Raw genomic sequence first — 17,795 nt, 5'->3', positions numbered from 1 at the left:
ATATATAATTATAGACAAATATACTAAAAAATCATAGCTAAAATCATATTAAAGTAATATATATCAAATTTCACTTAATTATATTACTTACAATGTTATCTTAATTAATAATATTTCAGTATATTCATATTCTTTATAAAACTTATTTTGTCATTAAAATAATCATTTTTCCATATATATAAAAAAAGGGCACCTTCATGAGGCGCCCTTTTAATAATAGAATTAGTTTTCAGGAGTTTCTGGAACTTCGATCTCACCATCAATAATTTGTTGACGGTAATCATTTACTGTTGTTAAAACTTCTTCTGAAAGATTCCCTTCAGATAAGTCAACTCCTCCATCTGCTAACCCAAATACTTGTACGCCAGCTTCGAAGTTGCCTGCTTTAGCTTCATTAGTAAACAATTGGATTGAATCACCAATTTGTTTCAATGTAGAAGTTAAAGTTAAGCCACGTTCCTCGCCGTCAACTTCAATAATACCTTCAGCGTCTTGGTCCATATCAGCACCAATTACCCAAATATTGCGTGCTGAATCTGCAGAAACTAAATCTTTAGCCTCTGAGAATACTCCATTACCTGAGTCTCCAGCTGCTTGAAAAATAATATCTGTGCCTGACGCATACATAGCAGCTGCTAGTTGACGACCACGAGGTGCATCAGAAAAACTACCAACATATTCAATTGTTATTTCGATATCTGGATTTACTGCTTTCGCACCAGCTACAAAGCCAGCCTCAAAACGGTCAAGTACAATCCCCTCGACTCCGCCCATAAATCCGATTTTATCTGTTTCTGTCGTTGAAGCTGCAGCCACACCAGCTAAAAATGAAGCCTCATTATCTTTAAAGTTAATTGAAGCAACATTTGGTTGATCTACTACAGCATCTATAATTGCAAATTGTTGTTCTGGGTATTGTTGAGAAACATCACTGATTGCTGCTTCTAATTTGAACCCTACTCCATAAATTAAATCAAAACCACTTTGAACAGCTGTATTTAAGTTTGTTATGTAATCAGAATCAGAATTAGATTCAAGATAATCAAATCCATCTGTTCCTCTTTCTAAGCCGTTTTCTTCTCCCCAAGCTTGTAATCCATCCCAAGCTGACTGGTTAAATGACTTATCATCCACCCCACCTTGGTCAGTAATCATGATTGCACTGAAATCTTCTTGTGCGTTGGCGAATACTGGATTAACTAATCCTCCAGCAAATAAAGTAATTGTTGATAATTTAAGTAATTTGTTCAATTTATTTCCTCCCTTAATTAATATCTAAGGGTATTATAGTTTTAATAGAATAGGCACTCAACAGTTTCCCGTATAATAATCATCAGTTGCAATTCATCGTTCGTGTTTTTATTCTGGTGTTTCTGGAACTTCAATTTCTCCATCAATAATTTGCTGACGATATTCCGATATAGCTTCTTTAACTTCATCTGATAATTGGCCATCAGTTAGTTCAACACCACCGTCTGCTAAACCATAGACTGTGTTACCAGCAGTGAATCCATCGGCTTCAGTTTGTTCCGCGAATTGTTTCACTGCATCCCCAACTTGTTTTAATGTAGAAGTTAGTGTTAAGTGACGGTCCTCACCATCAATTGTTACAATACCTTCTTCTTCTTGGTCACGGTCTACTCCAATTACCCATAAATTACGCGATGGATCATTGGTAACTAAGTCTTTTGCTTCAGAGAAAACTCCATTACCTGTATCACCAGACGCATGGAAGATTATGTCTGCATCATTAGCGTACATAGCTGCAGCGATTTGTTTACCACGTGATGCGTCCCCAAAACTACCAGCGTACTCCACTGTAATTTCAATGTCTGGATTAATTGCTTTTGCTCCAGCTACGAATCCTGCTTCAAAACGATCAATAACGACTCCTTCAACACCTCCAACAAATCCTAAATGATCTGTTTCAGTTGTTAAAGCTGCAGCAACTCCAGCTAAAAATGAAGCTTCGTGGTCTTTAAAGTTTAAAGAAGCTACATTTGGTTGATCAACTACAGCATCAACGATTGCAAATTGACGATCTGGATACTGCTGTGCCATATCATTAATTGCTGGTTCTAATTTAAACCCAATCCCAAAAATCAAATCAAAATTTGATGATAATGCCGTGTTAATATTTGTTATGAAATCAGAATCACTATTAGATTGTAAGTAGTCATATCCACTTACTCCACGTTCTCTACCATGCTCTTCTCCCCAAGCAGTTAAACCTTCCCATGCTGATTGGTTAAATGATTTATCGTCGACTCCACCAATGTCCGTAATCATAATAACAGAAAACTCTTCTTGAGCAGCTGCCATTGTTGGTAATGCCACTCCAGCCGCCATTAAAGCTACCGCCGATAATTTAAGTAATTTTTTCATTCAATCTTCCTCCTTGTTTGTTCATTTTAAATTATACAATAAGCTTGTTAAAAAGGCAATGTAACCGTTTGTTTTATTTTGATTTCTCCGTGTATATTTGTGTATAAATTTCACTCATTAAAGACCGTTCATTTATAATTCTCTATACAAAAATACCTAGTAGCTCCTCATGAGCTACTAGGTATCATAAATAATTAATCGATTAAAACTTGTCTTGGTTTACTACCGTCGGGCTCACTTACCAGTCCTAAAGCTTCCATATCATCTATCAATCTGGCTGCTCGATTATAACCAATTCTGAATTTTCTTTGTAACTGAGAAATACTAATTGTCTCTTGTTCTTTGATTAAAGTAACGGCATCATCAAAGTATTCATCATCTGACGCATTCGCTTGTTCAAGACTTTCTTCAGTAACTACAATTGATTCATCGTACTCTGGTTCACTCTGATCTTTTATAAAATCAGTGATACGTTCAACTTCAGCATCTGAGATATATCCACCTTGTACTCTCAGTGGTTTATTCATACCCATTGGTTGGAATAACATATCACCTCTACCAAGTAATTTTTCTGCACCATTTGAATCTAAAATAGTTCTTGAGTCAGTACCACTAGACACTGCAAATGCAAGTCTTGAAGGGACGTTGGCTTTTATGATACCTGTAATAACATCTACCGAAGGACGTTGAGTTGCAATAATCATATGAATACCGGCAGCACGTGCCATTTGTGCTAATCGTATAATAGAATTCTCAACTTCATTACTAGCAACTAACATTAAATCTGCTAACTCATCTATAAAAACAACAATTTTTGGTAGTCGCTCGTATCCAGTACCCTCATTTTTGTTCTCTTCATCAACATATTCATTATAACTATCAACATTTCGAACGCCAGACGCAGCAAACAACTCATAACGATGTTCCATTTCTTGAACAACATTATTTAATGCTTGCGCTGCTTTTCTAGGGTTAGTTACAACTGGCGATAGTAAGTGTGGCAATTCATTATACATAGTAAGTTCGACTTTTTTTGGGTCAATCATTAAGAATTTAACTTCATTGGGTTTGGCCTTCATAAGTAAAGACGCAATTATGACGTTCATTCCAACTGACTTACCACTCCCTGTTGCACCGGCAATTAATAAATGTGGCATTTTACTCAAATCAGCAGTACAAACAGCACCGGAAATATCTCTACCTAATGGAACTTCTAATAAATTTGGTGATTTCAATGCTGCATCAACAATCTCCCAAAAAGATACAGGGCTAACTTGATTGTTAGGCACTTCAATTCCAATAAGTGATTTACCTGGAATTGGTGCTTCCATTCGTATATCTCTAGCCGCTAATGCCAAGGCTATGTCATCAGAAAGTGAAACAATTTTGCTTACTTTTACACCTATTGCGGGCTCAATCTCATATTTCGTAACGGATGGACCTAAATTTGCTTTGACAACTTTAGCATCCACTCCAAAACTCTTAAATGTTCTTTCCAACTTATCAATATTTTCATTAATTCGTTTATACTCATCTGATTGATCTACTGGTGGAATTTTGGTAAGTAATTTTTTGGATGGTAGTTTATATCCTTTGTGTTTACTCTTATTACTTTTCTTCGTTTGAGTATTACTAACCTGACCACTTTGAGCTAGAACAGAATCTAATTCATTATCCGTTGTATTTTGAACATTATTAGACTGTTGCTGCCAATGTGCTGCATTCGACAGATTAATTGATGTCTCCTCTACCTCTGATTGATTTATCTCTTGTGCATTTATATCATCAGTAACCTCAAAGCCTTCTGGTTGATACTCTTCATATTCAGCACTAACGGCACCATCCAAGTTATCATAGATGCCCTTTTCCTTCTCTGAATTGCTATCCCACATTGAATGAGTGTATTCTTCAACTTCAAAATCTTGTTGATTGTTAATTGGCAGATCTGAATTTAAACTTTGATTCTCGTTTTGGCTGTTAATTTGGTCAAAGTAATCCAAATCTAAAACTAAATCTATATCTCGTTCTAGCCTCGCCCGCTCGCTTGCAGCAGTAGAAGCGAGTGCATCAGATCCATCATATTCTTCCCAATTGTGTTTGTTATCAACTTTTATAGATGGCTGGTAGCGCTGTTGCCATTGTTCATTCTTTATATCATTTTCATCGACATTAAATTTGTTTTTCAATTTGTTAAGTAGTCCTTTTCTCTTTGGACGTTTATAACTATTATATTTTACTTCTTCTTTAGGATAATCTTCATATTCATCAAATGTTTGATTGTTTTCTATAGAAGGTTCTTCATAATCCACATCAGGTACAACGGCCTCTTCTTCATCGATTTGTTCAAAAGATTCTTTGTAAGTTGAGCGCGCTTCGCTAATCGTACGTCCTGCACCTTTAAATCCATTAAATATGTAAGTAAATAATTGTTTTAATGCACTAATAAAAGCTTCAAATGTTGCTCCAGTAATCATAAGTAAACCTATGAAGAAAACTATTCCAACTAATAGATATGTGCCCCATTGACCGAATAAATATCCAAAGCTAGCATAAAAGACAGCTCCTAACATCCCACCACCAATACTCACTTGGTTTTGGCCTGTCACAAATTCATTACTGAATATATCAAATGTCACAGAAAAAATTGAATCTGGTAAAGGTTCTTGTGGATAAAATTGATTAAAGTGAAGTAACGTAGTCATAGATATTAATATAAATAAAGCACCAAACAATTTTAATGCCGGAATATTAATAATGGAACGCTTTACTACCATAGCTAATCCAATAAAGGTTACCCCAACTAAAAGCAAATCATAAGCTTGACCGACAAATAATCGGAATGTGTTCAAGACAAGTGAACCAAAAAAACCCCAATTAAATAAGGCTATTATCGAAATGAAAGCGACAATTAAGCCTATAATTAAATATATATAATGTTTTGAATGATCACTTGATTGCGTTGACTTTTTGGTTTGAACTTTCTTTTTAGAAGCCATTGACCATCCTCCTCGTTCTACTATTCTTTTAATTTTACGCAACTCTAATTATACCATTGTATAAGTTTTTTTTCGAATTCTTTATTATAATTTATGTGATACAATAAAACAAACAGAAAGGGAGCGGTTACATGGAAACATTCGAATTAATTGTATCAGGTAGAGTTCAAGGTGTAGGATATAGAAATTACGTTAGTCAAATAGCTAAAGAACTCGATATTAAAGGTACAGTAAGAAACTTATCCGATGGAAATGTTAAAATCATCGCCCAAACTGACGGTGATACTTTAGACAAATTTTGTAATAAAATCAAAACACCTCAACATCACTTTATGAAGATTAATAATATTGATATCAAAGATGTACAAATTGAAAAGGTTTATGACGCTTTTAGTGTGGTATATTAACTTTTGTTAATTAAATATAGTTAAAATCCCATTGAAATCTTACTCTCTTTTCTATATCATGTAATAGTATGAATTTTAATGGAGTGATAACTTAGATGAAAAATAAGCAAAAATGGATAAAAATTATCGGATTACTAGCTGTTGTTATACTAGTCATGTCCGGCTGTGTCTCTTATGATAGTGCGGGTAACCCTTCTGGATGGGTTTACGAATACATTGGACGGCCAGCAACAAACATGATGGACTGGCTTGCTGGCATATTCGGTGGAAGCTACGGTATTGCAATCATAATTATTACAATCATCACGCGATTACTTATGATGCCGTCATCAGTGAATATGACTAAAAACTCTATGATTAGTCAAGCTAAAATGAAGATTGCTCAGCCAGAAATTGATGAAATTAATGCTGAGATGGAAGACACAAATGATCAACAAGAGAAAGCAGCATTACAACAAGAATTAATGCAAGTTTACAAGAAGTATGACATCAATATGTTTGGTGGCGTAGCAGGTTGTTTGCCATTAATCATTCAAATGCCAATTATTTCTGCTGTATATACTGCCATTCGTTCTTCAGATCAGATTTTAAATAGTAGTTTCTTAGGAATCAACTTAGGTGAACAAAGTATTCCTCTTGTTATTGGTGTTGTTCTACTTTACGCTTTACAAGGTTGGATGATGCAGAAAAACACACCACAATCTGATAATCCACAAGCGAAGCAAACATCACGTACAATGATGTTGATGAATCCATTAATGATCGGTTGGATTACTTATGCTTCTGCAGCTGGTTTAGGTATTTACTTCTTAACTGGTGGAGTATTCGCTATTTTCCAACAACTATACATGAATAGTGTTGTTAAACCGCGTATTGAAAAACAGATGGAATCTGAACAAGAAAAGTATGCAAGTATGAAACGCACACCTCGTAAAAAGACTAATAAAGTTAAAAATGTTAACAAAGCGGATTCGAATAGGCTAGTTCCTACTAAGAACAATGTAAACACTTCTAACAGCAAACGTCGTAACGAAGGTAAACAAAATCGTTAAGATTTTAAAAACATAAATTTATACATAAAAAACGGATAAGCCTTGATGGCCTATCCGTTTTTTTAATGATTATGATTTAATTAAGTCAATCTATAATTGCTTACGCTCAGCAATTTGTTTACTCTTATAGATTTGTCGCGCATCATTCAATATAGGGAACTCAATATAAAAAATTGATCCATGATTAATAACACTATCAACTCGAATTGTACCTTTGTATCCTTCAACTAATTCTTTAGCGATACTTAAGCCCAAACCGTTCCCACCTTTATCACGAGACCTTGCTTTATCAATTCTATAAAAGCGCCCAAATACTTTTTCCTTATCATCGTCAGTCATACCTTCACCAAAGTCTTGTATAGCAATTTCAACTTTTGTAAAACTTTTACTGATTGACACATGAATTTCTTTGCGTTCACGGCTATATTTAACTGCATTATCAAGCAAAATAATTAATATTTGTTCAATATGATTTCGAAACGCTTGAATATACAAGTTTTCCCCATCATCATCTGAATCAAGATAAAAATCAAAATCTTCACGGATAATTTTAAAATTATTGAATACTTGCTCTGTTGTAGAATACACTTCTGTTATCTCATCTTTATAATCTACATCCACGTTTTCAGCTCGCGATAAATCTAACATTTCTTGAACTAAGCCCTTCATCCTTGTTATTTCTTGTAAAGATGATGCAATTGATTCCTCCAAAACTTCAGGGTCATCTTTCCCCCATCGATTCAAAAGCTTCAAATGACCCTCAACAATAGCTACAGGTGTTCTTAGTTCATGAGACACATCTTCTACGAATTGTTTTTGATTGGTGACATACTTATCAATTTTATCTAGTAATTTATTAACGTGTAAGCTTAAATCACTCCACTCATCATCCGTTTCCGGTTTTCTTACACGAATGTCAGACAAATTCTCTTCCTCAACTAAATCAAGTGAATTATTAAGATATGTTAGTGGTCTAAGGAATCGATGACTTAATATAAATGACAATACACCCACAATTAAAACAACCAATAATAAGACTCGCCAAAACAATTGATTTTGGTGTTGAATAATACTAGTATAATATTCCGGTTTCACAATTAATTGAAAAGAACCGATTTTTTCATTTGTTTGTTTCGAAACGACTGAATTATATCCCATCAATATTGTTTCATTATTATGTTGTACTTCTTTTAATTGATCAGAATGATTTATTGAAGGTAAATTCAAAGTTGCAGTCTCATAAATAAGTTGATTTGATTCACTAAATAGTCGGATCGTTGTATTCTCATCTTCAAAATATTGTAAAGTATCGACGACATCTCTTTGGACAAAATATTGTTCATCCAAAAGCGGTCTAGCTGCTGTATCTGATTGATTATACACTAGAAATGGAAAAGAGAATTGCTGTAAATAATCATCAATTGATTCATACTTATTCTGATAGGTTCCATAAACTTGATCGCTTAAATTATTATTCACATCCTGGTGGTACCAAGTTAAACTTATGATAATCACTGGGGCAAAAAATGTGAATAATAAAATTCCCCATTTCCACTTAAGGGAAAGGGGCTGTTTTATTGTCTCTTTAAATATTGTCATCTTAGTTTCTCATAACATATCCAGTTCCTCGAACAGTTTGAATATAACTATCTTGCCCTAGAACGTCGATTTTATTGCGTAAATAACGAATATAAACATCCACTACGTTAGTCTCAACTTCAGATTTATATCCCCATACTTTATCTAAAAGTACATCACGAGACATTACCATATTGATATTTTCCATTAAATATAACAGTAGTTCATATTCACGTTTCGTTAAATCAATCACTTCTTCGCCACGTTTAACAATTCGGTTGGCTTTCTCTACCGTTAAATCACGATATTTAACAGTTGGTTGTTGTTGTGCACGTTGCTCATCTTCATGATCTAAACGACGGAATAATGCACGTAAACGTGCTAATAACTCTTCAATCGCGAATGGCTTAACAATATAATCGTCAGCACCTTGGTCTAATCCAGAAACACGGTCAATGACTGAATCTCTTGCTGTCATAATAATGATTGGCGTATCTTTAACAGGACGAATACGACGGCAAACTTCTAGCCCGTTTAACTCTGGTAACATTAAATCTAATAGAATAACATCCCAATCCTCATTTAATGCTGCATCCAGTCCACTACGACCATCATATCGTATCTCTGTTTCATATCCTTCGTGTTTTAATTCTAAATCAACGAATCGAGCTAAGTTTTTTTCATCTTCTATAATTAGTACACGTTGTTTATTATCTTCACTCATTCATTATCCTCCTTAACATATTCTAATATCTTCCTTATCAATTCTACACAATATTTTTGTGTATTGCTACTAATTAACTAAAATATTCTAATATAATTAGAATATTTTATCGATTCACTCCCATAAAGATTAATAAGTGATGAGTTGGTTCGTTTGGTCATACAATTTATTTTTCCACAAATTTTAGCAGCGAAAAGGACCGTAAAAGCTAATGCTTACGGTCCATATCTCATTTAATCTTAATTTTAGAAATGACTGATTACCAATCGATTTCTTCTTCTTTACCTTCGTTCCATAAGAAGTGGAATGTCCCCTCTTTGTCAACACGGTTATACGTATGTGCACCAAAGAAGTCACGTTGCGCTTGAATGATATTCGCTGGTAATACTGCTGAGCGGTAAGAATCATAATATGCAATTGCAGCTGCGAATGTTGGTACTGGAATACCAGCAGAAATTGCTTTAGATACAACATCTCTTACAGCGCTATTATTTGTAGAAACGATATCTAAGAAATAATCGTCTAACATTAAGTTTTGTAAATCAGCTTCTTTTTCATATGCATCAGTAATGTTTTGTAAAAATTTAGCACGAATAATACATCCTTCACGCCAAATTTTAGCAATCTCACCATAAGGTAAGTTCCATTCATTCTCTTCACTAGAAGCACGTAATTGAGCAAATCCTTGAGCATAGCTCATGATTTTACTGAAGTACAATGCTTTGCGAATCATTTCGATAAATTCTTTTTTCTCTTCATCCGTCACTTGCATTTCTGCTTCGATTGAAGGAATAATTTTACTTGCATTCACACGTTCTTCTTTCTGAGCTGAAATAAAACGAGCAAATACTGACTCAGTAATTAACGATAATGGTTCACCTAAGTCTAAAGCACTTTGTGATGTCCATTTACCTGTACCTTTATTACCGGCACGGTCCATAATGACTTCTACCATTGCTTTTCCAGTATCAGGATCAGTCGTTTTTAAGATTTGTGCAGTAATTTCCATTAAGAAACTATCTAATTCACCATTATTCCACTCTGTAAAGATATCGCCAATTTCTTGGGCAGTCATACCTAAACCACGGTGCATAATATCGTAAGATTCAGCAATTAATTGCATATCTCCATATTCAATACCATTATGTACCATTTTTACGTAATGTCCTGCTCCATCTTCTCCGATATAAGTCACACATGGTTGACCATCTTCAGCTTTAGCAGAAATAGCTTCTAAGATATCTTTAACTAATTCATAGGCGTCTTCTTGACCTCCTGGCATGATTGATGGACCGAAACGAGCTCCTTCTTCTCCACCAGAAATACCAGCACCAATAAAGTTAATTCCAGAGTCAGCTAAATATTCATTACGACGAATTGTATCTTTAAAGAACGTATTTCCTCCGTCAATTAAAATATCCCCTTTATCTAAATGAGGTAATAAATTATCAATTGTTGCATCTGTTCCCTTACCAGCTTGAACCATTAATAAAATTTTACGAGGTTTCTCTAATGAATTTATGAATTCTTCAATATCATATGTTGCTTTTAAATTTTTATCAGGATTTTCATCTATAACTTCAGTTGTTTTCCAATCAGTACGATTGTATAGTGCGACAGAATAGCCACGACTTTCAATATTTAATGCGATATTACGACCCATAACGGCCATGCCTACTACACCTATTTGTTGTTTTGTCATATTAATTTGCCTCCTTATGATTACCCTACTATTCTAGCAAAGTTAGTAAGATTATTAAAGGTTTAAGATACAAATTTAAATATTTGATGAGAAACAAATCATTCTTCTATTATAAACATAGTATGTGTTTATAATAATTTTAGGATTTGACGTAACTTTTATTTACCTTTATAATTATGGCTACAAAAGTGAGGGATATGCAAAAATGGCTAAAACAAAAAAGAAAAACTGGAGAAAACTAGCTGCTGCGTCAAATAATAAAAAGAAAACAAAAATGGACCGTATGGTCAAGTTAGTTGCAATTGCAATGGTGTTTATTATGTTGGCATCTGTTGTTATTAGTTTAATGGTTAGCTTATCTACATTAAACTAAAAAGACTCGCTTTTATTTGCTTGATCAAGCAAATAAAAGCGAGTCTTTTTTTGTATATATTACAATTCAGATTTAACTTTACCAGTCCAACTAGAAAATCCACCTTTAAGAATATAGATATGTTCGTATCCATCTTTTTTCAAGATATTCGCTGAGCGAGATGCATAATTTAGCGCATCATCATATAAATAAACAGGTTTATCTTTACGAATTTCTCTAAATCTAGTTTTAAATTGAGACATTGGAATACTACGTGCACCTAAAATATGATTTGCGTCAAATTCTGGTGTTTCTCTTACATCAATAATTTGAACTTTGCGGATATTCTCTCTAATTACACTACTATCAACTAGCTCAGCAGAACGTTTACGCATCACCCATAAAACTAACATATAAATTCCATAACCAAGTAAAGCGATAGCGATTAACGCTAAAAGAAATAATAAAATATTCATTAATTAACTGACTCCTCTATTCTTTGTTCATTTATTACAATTTTCGCTGCTCCCAATATACCAGCATCGTTACCTAAATTCGCAATCGCAATATTAGTTGATTTTCTGATTGGTGGGAATGTATATTTATAACAATATTTATCTACTTTTGATCGAAGGTATTCCCCAGCTTGAGATACCCCTCCACCTAAGACGATTTTACTCGGATTCAACGTATTTGCGATATGAGAACATGCTAAACCTAAATACTTCGCAAATTTCTCTACAATCATCTCAGAAAACACATCGCCTTCCTGTGCTGATTTAAAGATATCAACAGCAGTCAAATGATCTTCCGTTTGAAGTATTGTTTTTAAGGTCGTATCTTCATCAAAGGTGCCTAAATAATGTATGGCTAAATTTACAATTCCTGTAGCTGAAGCCACGGCTTCTAGACACCCCGTTTTTCCACAAGTACATTCAATAACACTGTCTGGATCAACTGTAAGATGCCCTATCTCACCTGCTGCTCCAATTGATCCATGGACCAACTCACCACCAACAACAATTCCACCACCTACACCTGTCCCGAGGGTAACCATGACAACATTTTGTTCGTTGTCTCCGGCACCTTTCCATTGCTCGCCAACCGCAGCAATGTTCGCATCATTCTCAATATAGAAAGGGACATCCAAAGCTTCCTTAAAAGCTTTACCTATATTTTGCTTTTCTTTCCAGTTTAGGTTGTATGCGCCAATAACCGTGCGATTAATGTGATCAACACTTCCTGGACTTCCCATACCTACTCCTAATAAATTATCTACTGTTAAATTAAAATCTAACAGTTTTTCTTTAATTGAATGAAGTAAATTCGGTACAATGTTTTGTCCATTATTTAATTTATCTGTTATGACACTCCACTTTTCAAATACATTTCCCTTTAAATCAATTAAAGCCAACTTAGCAGAAGTACCTCCTAAATCTATAGCAATAATATATTCTTTCATCAAACAACCTCCTATTTTAACTTAAAACCATATTTCTGCCTAAAAAGATTAATATAATTGAAATACTAATAATTGCAATTATTGCTAAAACGCGTTTAGACTTTGTGATTCTTTGATTTGAACCAAAGCCAATAGCAAACGTCATTAAAGCTCCAAACAATGCGCCACCAAAGTGACCCCAATTATCAATCCCTGATGAAAACAAGCCATTCATAAAGTTTAAAACGAGTAAAATTGTAAATGTACTTGCTCGTTGTTTATATATTTGTGAATCTGGATTTAAATAAGCTAATACTAAGTAACTAGTAAACATTCCAAAAATTGCTGTAGAAGCGCCGGCTGAAACATTCATATTAAAAGCAAACGAAAACAGATTCCCACCTATAGCGGATATTAAGTATATAATAGTAAACTTAACATGACCATGTGTCTTCTCTAAATCGATTCCTAAAAAATATAAAGTAATACCATTCATTAAAATATGTGAAAAACCAATATGAATAAATGCAGCAGTTATTAAGCGCCACCATTCATCGTAGAGAATAATAGCAGGTGAAAAATTTGCACCCATCTCAAGTAATGCCGTGGCATTGGTAGTTGTATTATACTTTAAAAGCATAAAAATATAGACAGCAATATTAATGCCTAAAAAAATGTAGGTCATGAATGGTTTATACTGTCGTTGATTGTATGTTCTAAATTGATTGTTCATCAAACTCTCCTTTTTTGGGCATTATCAGCCTTTTAATCGGAATATCATGAGCTTCAATTTGCCAAGAATCTACGGGATACAGTTGCTCATTAAAGATAAGTGACACGGTTTCTACATTCTGATTAGCCAGAGCCCGGTCATAATAACCTCCACCAAATCCTATGCGATAACCACTTTCTTGATATGCAACTCCTGGAACAATTAATAAATCAATGTCCTCAAGGCTAATGCTTTCTGCATTAGCGTTAGGTTGCATAATCTTCCGTTGAACTGTCTCAAGTTGAGTCTCTTTATTATATTCCCGAAAGCTTAACTGATAGTTTGCTTCTATTCTAGGTAAATATAATGAACTATTTGTTAATTTAAAAATATCATTCATAATAACAGGCGTATTTATTTCTGGTTTGAATCCATAATAAAAGCCAATTGTTTCATAATTATTTTTAAGTATATAATTTATCAACTGTTTGCTTAAATTGGCTTCAAGCTCTTTTCGATTAGCCTCATTAATTGCTTTAAGCGAAGTTAGCGTGGCTGTTCTAATCTGAACTTTTTCACTTATAATTTCTTTCATATGTATCCGCTCTCCTCCAATGCACAAATATATTTTACCATAGTATGACCCAAGTAAACCATAGCCAATATATTAATTGAAAACTAAATCTTAATATTAAGCAAAAAAAATACAGGGATTATCGATTTCTCGATTAATCTCTGTATAGTGCTATTAAGTCTTATTTTTTTACTTCTCTGTGAAGCGTAACTTTGCGATCACGAGGGCAATATTTATTTTTCTCTAAACGATCAGGGTTGTTACGACGATTTTTATTTGTTAAGTAATTACGTTCTCCACACTCAGTACATTCTAAATTAATATTAATGCGCATTATTATCCCTCCAAACTTGATTGAGTTTTGATATTTTATGTATCTTCAATACAATACCAAAATATTATATCACAAATTACGGAAGTAACAAATATATTTTTTAAAAAACTCGTTATATTTTGCTCTTTCTTATATATATTGGTAAAATGAATTTAAATTATTACAAATCTGTAACATGCTTAGAGTTGAAACTTGTTATAGATTTGATAAAATTGGATAATGTAAGAATACAAACTCATGGAAAGAGGTGCTTTATGGACATTTGGATTTTAGTCATTGCCCTATTAGTCATTGCAATTATTTTATTAGTTGCTTCATTCTTCGCAGGAGATGACCAAGATGTTACTGAGCAAATTAATGAATATTCAGTTCAACAATCAGAAGAATTATACGCAATCAAAACTCGATTAGCTGAACTTGAAAAAAATCAAAATATGCCTTATAACGATACAGTCGTTTATAACACGACTGAGGAAGTGTATGACAATGAACCGACTGAACCACAAGAAGTGGAAGAAGTTTCAGATAATCAACATGAAATGATTATCCGTCTATACTCTCAAGGTTATACAATGCATGAAATCAGTCAAGAAGTTCAATTAAACTCAGTAACGATTCAAAAAGTTATTGACGATTATATTGAAAATCGTTAGAAAGGAACATTCGATGAAAAAAAATACATTACGTTCATTAGGTATCGGATTTCTTTCTGCCGGCATTTTATCTGGCGCTTTCGCTATTTTTGTTCAAGGCCAAGCACCAGTTGAAGGTTTACAAGTAAACTCTTTATTAGGATCAGCAGACCAAGAACAGATTAGTCAATACGAAGAACAAGTTAGTTCTTTAGTAGCTGAACGCGATTCATTGAATGAGTCATTAAACTCCGGAGACAATCAAGATGAATCGAGTACTGATGAACAAGTCCGTAGTTTAACTGAAGCCAATGAATCTCTTCTTGCTCGTCTTGAGAATAATGGCGCAGAAACGAATAACGATGAATCTGATACTGAAAATAACAATGAAGAATCAGCAGGCACTGAAGAAACAGGCGAAGCAGCAGAAGCTCAGCCAGATTTAGAGGGCAGTTTTACTATTTCGTCTGGTGAAGCGTCAAGCGACATAGCTTCACGTCTTGAATCAGATGGTTTTATTACTTCAGCAGCAGAATTCCAAAGCTTATTAGATGAATGGGATTTAAACGCTGTTATACAAGCTGGCGATTTCGAACTTAATTCAGATATGAGTATACATGATATTGCTTCTATTATTACTGATGGAGCATATTACTACTATTAATTTTAACATTATGACCCTAGTTGATTAATTATCAATTAGGGTTTTATTGTATATAAAAAGCACCTTAGTTTAAATTTCATAAACTAAGGTGCTTTTTAAACTAATTAATTTCTTGTGAAGCTGGACTGTTTAAATAACTTTCTATAGAGTCACTTGTCTCAGCTTTCATTTCGAAGTATGCATTCATAACTTCGTGAGCAACACGAGTACTTTCTCGTCCCCAGTTCTCCTCTTCTAAATAAGGTATTACAACTGTTATAGCAATTTCTGGGTCATCAAATGGTGCAAAACCAACATATGTTGCATTAGTTACAGGTTGATTTTGTGCATATTGAATCGGTCCAGAATAAAATGCCTCAGTTGTCCCTGTCTTGGATCCAACTTCAATTGGATATTCCATAAATAAGTAACGAGCTGTTCCATCAAGTGTATGAGATACTTGTCTCATTCCTTCATGAATTCTATCCATAGCCGCTTCATCAATCGGAATAACGTTTAGAATTTTAGTTTCATTTGATGCTTTTACTGAACCCAACTCTCCATTCGAGTCAGTTCCACGGATTTCTTTGACTAATCTAGGTGCGTAACGTATACCTCCATTTGCAATTGTTGCTGCGTATTGACCCATTTGTAACGGTGTGTATAAGTCAAACTGACCATATGATAAGTCAAGCGCACTTACTAATTGATCACTTTGAGGACTAAATCCAGATGACTCAACTGGTAAGTCAATACCCGTATTTGTCCCTAAACCAAATTGAGCAAAGTAACTACGTAAAATATCAATTGTATTTTCATTAATAGATAATCGACCATTTTCTTCATAATTAGTTTGACCACCGATCATCATGGCAAGTTTAATCATGTATATATTGGATGATTTTTGTAAGGCTTCAATATCATCAATCGGCATCTCGCCAGTTGGATTGAACACCGAAGTTTTTTCTTGTGAAGCTTGGAATTTCAATGGTTCATCAACTAAAATATTATTATCTAAAGAAATAACTTCTTCCATGTAGCCCATCGCAACCATCGCTGGTTTTACCGTTGATCCCATACCATAACTCGTATTAATAGCTCCAAGAGTATCATCGATAATCTCATCGGTATTATATGAATCTGTGTCTTCGTTATATTCAAAACGTTTTCCAGAAATGCCTAGTATGTCACCATTCTTAGGATTTGATGCCACAATATATACTCGGTCATTTAATCCTTGTTGTTCCATCGACATTAGAGAGTTTTCAGCAATTTCATCTAATTTTCGTTGGAATTCCGTATTTATTGTAAGAACTAAATTATCTCCTTTTGTTCCCTCATATAACATATCGTTTTCTAAGATATCATCTGAAGAATCAGTTACAAAGTTAAATAAAGACTTTGTTCCTTTTAAGGCATTTTCATATTCTTGTTCTAAATAACTAATACCAACACGATCATTCATCGCATACCCACGACGAAGCAACTCAGGTGCAAGCTCACTTGGAATACCACCCTGTTCAGTAGATACTTGACCAAATACGGATCTTAGCATCTCACCCATTGGGTAAACTCGTTGCCAGTCAGTTCCAATACTAATACCCGGTAATTGACTTAATTGTTCTGATACCCTTGCGATTTCTTGTTCTGTCACATTCTGATTTTTAACAGTTACTGTAGATAATGCATATGCACTATTCATTTGTTTGAACAAAGCGGCTATCTTCAATTCAGCATTACTAAATTGAATATCCTCTGACGTAACATAATCAAGTTGGACAGTATACAACTCTGATCCAGGTAGTAATAACTCATCGTCAGTCAAACGACTATTAACTAAATTTTCGTTCTTAATTATAAAATAATCTTTTAAATCGCGTTCAGTTAAAGTAGATGTTGGCACTTCAATTAATGAAGCTAGTTGCGTTGCAACGTTAACAATATCTTGTGACGACACTCTTGAATCACGGTCACGCGTATAAAGAATTGCTTGCTCCGGTCTATTACCCACTAAAATATTCCCATTACTATCGTATATCATTCCTCGTGGTACTGAACCGGTTGATAAAGTTGATTCCGTTCTTTGTACCATATTTGAGTAACGTTCTCCGCTATATAATTGAATATATCCTAATCGGATAAACAACACTGTAAAGACTAAAAATGAAATAAAAAACAAGAGATTAAGTCGTCCCGGTATATGCGAACGTTTTTTCTTTTGTTTTATTTTGTAACGTGCCATTTATCTTCTCCCCTCTAAAAA

The 17,795-nt window shown here is 34.0% G+C and carries 17 protein-coding genes; 5 read left to right on the top strand and 12 right to left on the bottom strand.

Annotated features, from left to right (window positions below; genetic code table 11):
• Positions 1-222 precede the first annotated feature (222 nt).
• From HYQ40_00630 to HYQ40_00620, 3 genes are all read right to left on the bottom strand, one after another.
• Positions 223-1,155 carry a BMP family ABC transporter substrate-binding protein gene (locus tag HYQ40_00630; GenBank protein MBZ6526260.1) on the bottom strand — a complete coding sequence of 311 codons (933 nt, stop codon included), beginning with the start codon at positions 1,153-1,155 and terminating at the stop codon, positions 223-225.
• A gap of 204 nt (positions 1,156-1,359) precedes the next feature.
• Positions 1,360-2,385 (bottom strand): BMP family protein, encoded by a 1,026-nt coding sequence (locus HYQ40_00625; GenBank protein MBZ6526259.1) that lies wholly within the window; start codon positions 2,383-2,385, stop codon positions 1,360-1,362.
• A 194-nt stretch (positions 2,386-2,579) separates the two neighbouring features.
• A complete protein-coding gene (locus HYQ40_00620) occupies positions 2,580-5,381 on the bottom strand; it encodes a DUF87 domain-containing protein (protein MBZ6526258.1) in 2,802 nt (933 codons plus the stop codon).
• Positions 5,382-5,512: 131 nt separating this feature from the next.
• Between HYQ40_00620 and HYQ40_00615 the strand changes: the two genes are divergently transcribed.
• Together HYQ40_00615 and yidC are read left to right on the top strand one after the other, a co-directional pair.
• Positions 5,513-5,788 carry an acylphosphatase gene (locus HYQ40_00615; protein ID MBZ6526257.1) on the top strand — a complete coding sequence of 92 codons (276 nt, stop codon included), beginning with the start codon at positions 5,513-5,515 and terminating at the stop codon, positions 5,786-5,788.
• Positions 5,789-5,883: 95 nt separating this feature from the next.
• A complete protein-coding gene (gene yidC / locus HYQ40_00610; protein ID MBZ6526256.1) occupies positions 5,884-6,840 on the top strand; it encodes a membrane protein insertase YidC in 957 nt (318 codons plus the stop codon).
• Between the two features lie 90 nt (positions 6,841-6,930).
• On the opposite strand, the gene HYQ40_00605 is transcribed toward yidC, so the two are convergent.
• From HYQ40_00605 to gndA, 3 genes are all read right to left on the bottom strand, one after another.
• Positions 6,931-8,439, bottom strand: a complete 1,509-nt coding sequence (locus HYQ40_00605; GenBank protein ID MBZ6526255.1) for a HAMP domain-containing histidine kinase — start codon at positions 8,437-8,439, stop codon at positions 6,931-6,933.
• Between the two features lies 1 nt (position 8,440).
• A complete protein-coding gene (locus HYQ40_00600) occupies positions 8,441-9,142 on the bottom strand; it encodes a response regulator transcription factor (protein MBZ6526254.1) in 702 nt (233 codons plus the stop codon).
• A gap of 259 nt (positions 9,143-9,401) precedes the next feature.
• Positions 9,402-10,844 carry an NADP-dependent phosphogluconate dehydrogenase gene (gene gndA / locus HYQ40_00595; GenBank protein ID MBZ6526253.1) on the bottom strand — a complete coding sequence of 481 codons (1,443 nt, stop codon included), beginning with the start codon at positions 10,842-10,844 and terminating at the stop codon, positions 9,402-9,404.
• 205 nt (positions 10,845-11,049) lie between these two features.
• Between gndA and HYQ40_00590 the strand changes: the two genes are divergently transcribed.
• Entirely contained in the window at positions 11,050-11,217 is a 168-nt protein-coding gene (locus HYQ40_00590) for a DUF4044 domain-containing protein (protein ID MBZ6526252.1), read from the top strand.
• Between the two features lie 59 nt (positions 11,218-11,276).
• On the opposite strand, the gene HYQ40_00585 is transcribed toward HYQ40_00590, so the two are convergent.
• From HYQ40_00585 to rpmG, 5 genes are all read right to left on the bottom strand, one after another.
• Positions 11,277-11,672, bottom strand: a complete 396-nt coding sequence (locus tag HYQ40_00585) for a rhodanese-like domain-containing protein (protein MBZ6526251.1) — start codon at positions 11,670-11,672, stop codon at positions 11,277-11,279.
• Positions 11,672-12,658, bottom strand: coding sequence for an ROK family glucokinase (locus HYQ40_00580; protein MBZ6526250.1), 987 nt, complete (start codon positions 12,656-12,658; stop codon positions 11,672-11,674). The genes HYQ40_00585 and HYQ40_00580 overlap by 1 nt, the downstream gene beginning before the upstream one ends.
• A 16-nt stretch (positions 12,659-12,674) precedes the next feature.
• Positions 12,675-13,370, bottom strand: a complete 696-nt coding sequence (locus HYQ40_00575; protein MBZ6526249.1) for a rhomboid family intramembrane serine protease — start codon at positions 13,368-13,370, stop codon at positions 12,675-12,677.
• Positions 13,354-13,944 carry a 5-formyltetrahydrofolate cyclo-ligase gene (locus HYQ40_00570; GenBank protein MBZ6526248.1) on the bottom strand — a complete coding sequence of 197 codons (591 nt, stop codon included), beginning with the start codon at positions 13,942-13,944 and terminating at the stop codon, positions 13,354-13,356. The genes HYQ40_00575 and HYQ40_00570 overlap by 17 nt, the downstream gene beginning before the upstream one ends.
• Positions 13,945-14,104: 160 nt before the next feature.
• A complete protein-coding gene (gene rpmG / locus HYQ40_00565) occupies positions 14,105-14,257 on the bottom strand; it encodes a 50S ribosomal protein L33 (GenBank protein ID MBZ6526247.1) in 153 nt (50 codons plus the stop codon).
• A gap of 254 nt (positions 14,258-14,511) precedes the next feature.
• On the opposite strand from rpmG, the gene HYQ40_00560 reads away from it, so the two are divergent.
• Together HYQ40_00560 and HYQ40_00555 are read left to right on the top strand one after the other, a co-directional pair.
• On the top strand, positions 14,512-14,910 hold the full coding sequence (locus HYQ40_00560) for a hypothetical protein (GenBank protein ID MBZ6526246.1): 399 nt from the start codon (positions 14,512-14,514) through the stop codon (positions 14,908-14,910).
• Between the two features lie 13 nt (positions 14,911-14,923).
• The gene (locus HYQ40_00555; protein ID MBZ6526245.1) at positions 14,924-15,553 is read left to right on the top strand and encodes an endolytic transglycosylase MltG; all 630 of its coding nucleotides are present in this window, start codon (positions 14,924-14,926) and stop codon (positions 15,551-15,553) included.
• Positions 15,554-15,653: 100 nt separating this feature from the next.
• On the opposite strand, the gene HYQ40_00550 is transcribed toward HYQ40_00555, so the two are convergent.
• Positions 15,654-17,774, bottom strand: a complete 2,121-nt coding sequence (locus tag HYQ40_00550) for a penicillin-binding protein 2 (protein ID MBZ6526244.1) — start codon at positions 17,772-17,774, stop codon at positions 15,654-15,656.
• Between the last annotated feature and the right edge of the window lie 21 nt (positions 17,775-17,795).

The organism is Aerococcaceae bacterium DSM 111021, from assembly GCA_020112395.1.
Lineage (GTDB): Bacteria > Bacillota > Bacilli > Lactobacillales > Aerococcaceae > Ruoffia.
Note: the sequence above shows the minus strand (reverse complement) of the source record. Positions and strands in the feature narration are given on the sequence as shown.

What these genes read in the sequence shown, in the direction of transcription:
- HYQ40_00630 (MBZ6526260.1), bottom strand. Translation starts at nt 1,155, where the DNA reads ATGATTACTGACCAAGGTGGGGTGGATGATAAGTCATTTAACCAGTCA.
- HYQ40_00625 (MBZ6526259.1), bottom strand. Translation starts at nt 2,385, where the DNA reads ATGAAAAAATTACTTAAATTATCGGCGGTAGCTTTAATGGCGGCTGGA.
- HYQ40_00620 (MBZ6526258.1), bottom strand. Translation starts at nt 5,381, where the DNA reads ATGGCTTCTAAAAAGAAAGTTCAAACCAAAAAGTCAACGCAATCAAGT.
- HYQ40_00615 (MBZ6526257.1), top strand. Translation starts at nt 5,513, where the DNA reads ATGGAAACATTCGAATTAATTGTATCAGGTAGAGTTCAAGGTGTAGGA.
- yidC (MBZ6526256.1), top strand. Translation starts at nt 5,884, where the DNA reads ATGAAAAATAAGCAAAAATGGATAAAAATTATCGGATTACTAGCTGTT.
- HYQ40_00605 (MBZ6526255.1), bottom strand. Translation starts at nt 8,439, where the DNA reads ATGACAATATTTAAAGAGACAATAAAACAGCCCCTTTCCCTTAAGTGG.
- HYQ40_00600 (MBZ6526254.1), bottom strand. Translation starts at nt 9,142, where the DNA reads ATGAGTGAAGATAATAAACAACGTGTACTAATTATAGAAGATGAAAAA.
- gndA (MBZ6526253.1), bottom strand. Translation starts at nt 10,844, where the DNA reads ATGACAAAACAACAAATAGGTGTAGTAGGCATGGCCGTTATGGGTCGT.
- HYQ40_00590 (MBZ6526252.1), top strand. Translation starts at nt 11,050, where the DNA reads ATGGCTAAAACAAAAAAGAAAAACTGGAGAAAACTAGCTGCTGCGTCA.
- HYQ40_00585 (MBZ6526251.1), bottom strand. Translation starts at nt 11,672, where the DNA reads ATGAATATTTTATTATTTCTTTTAGCGTTAATCGCTATCGCTTTACTT.
- HYQ40_00580 (MBZ6526250.1), bottom strand. Translation starts at nt 12,658, where the DNA reads ATGAAAGAATATATTATTGCTATAGATTTAGGAGGTACTTCTGCTAAG.
- HYQ40_00575 (MBZ6526249.1), bottom strand. Translation starts at nt 13,370, where the DNA reads ATGAACAATCAATTTAGAACATACAATCAACGACAGTATAAACCATTC.
- HYQ40_00570 (MBZ6526248.1), bottom strand. Translation starts at nt 13,944, where the DNA reads ATGAAAGAAATTATAAGTGAAAAAGTTCAGATTAGAACAGCCACGCTA.
- rpmG (MBZ6526247.1), bottom strand. Translation starts at nt 14,257, where the DNA reads ATGCGCATTAATATTAATTTAGAATGTACTGAGTGTGGAGAACGTAAT.
- HYQ40_00560 (MBZ6526246.1), top strand. Translation starts at nt 14,512, where the DNA reads ATGGACATTTGGATTTTAGTCATTGCCCTATTAGTCATTGCAATTATT.
- HYQ40_00555 (MBZ6526245.1), top strand. Translation starts at nt 14,924, where the DNA reads ATGAAAAAAAATACATTACGTTCATTAGGTATCGGATTTCTTTCTGCC.
- HYQ40_00550 (MBZ6526244.1), bottom strand. Translation starts at nt 17,774, where the DNA reads ATGGCACGTTACAAAATAAAACAAAAGAAAAAACGTTCGCATATACCG.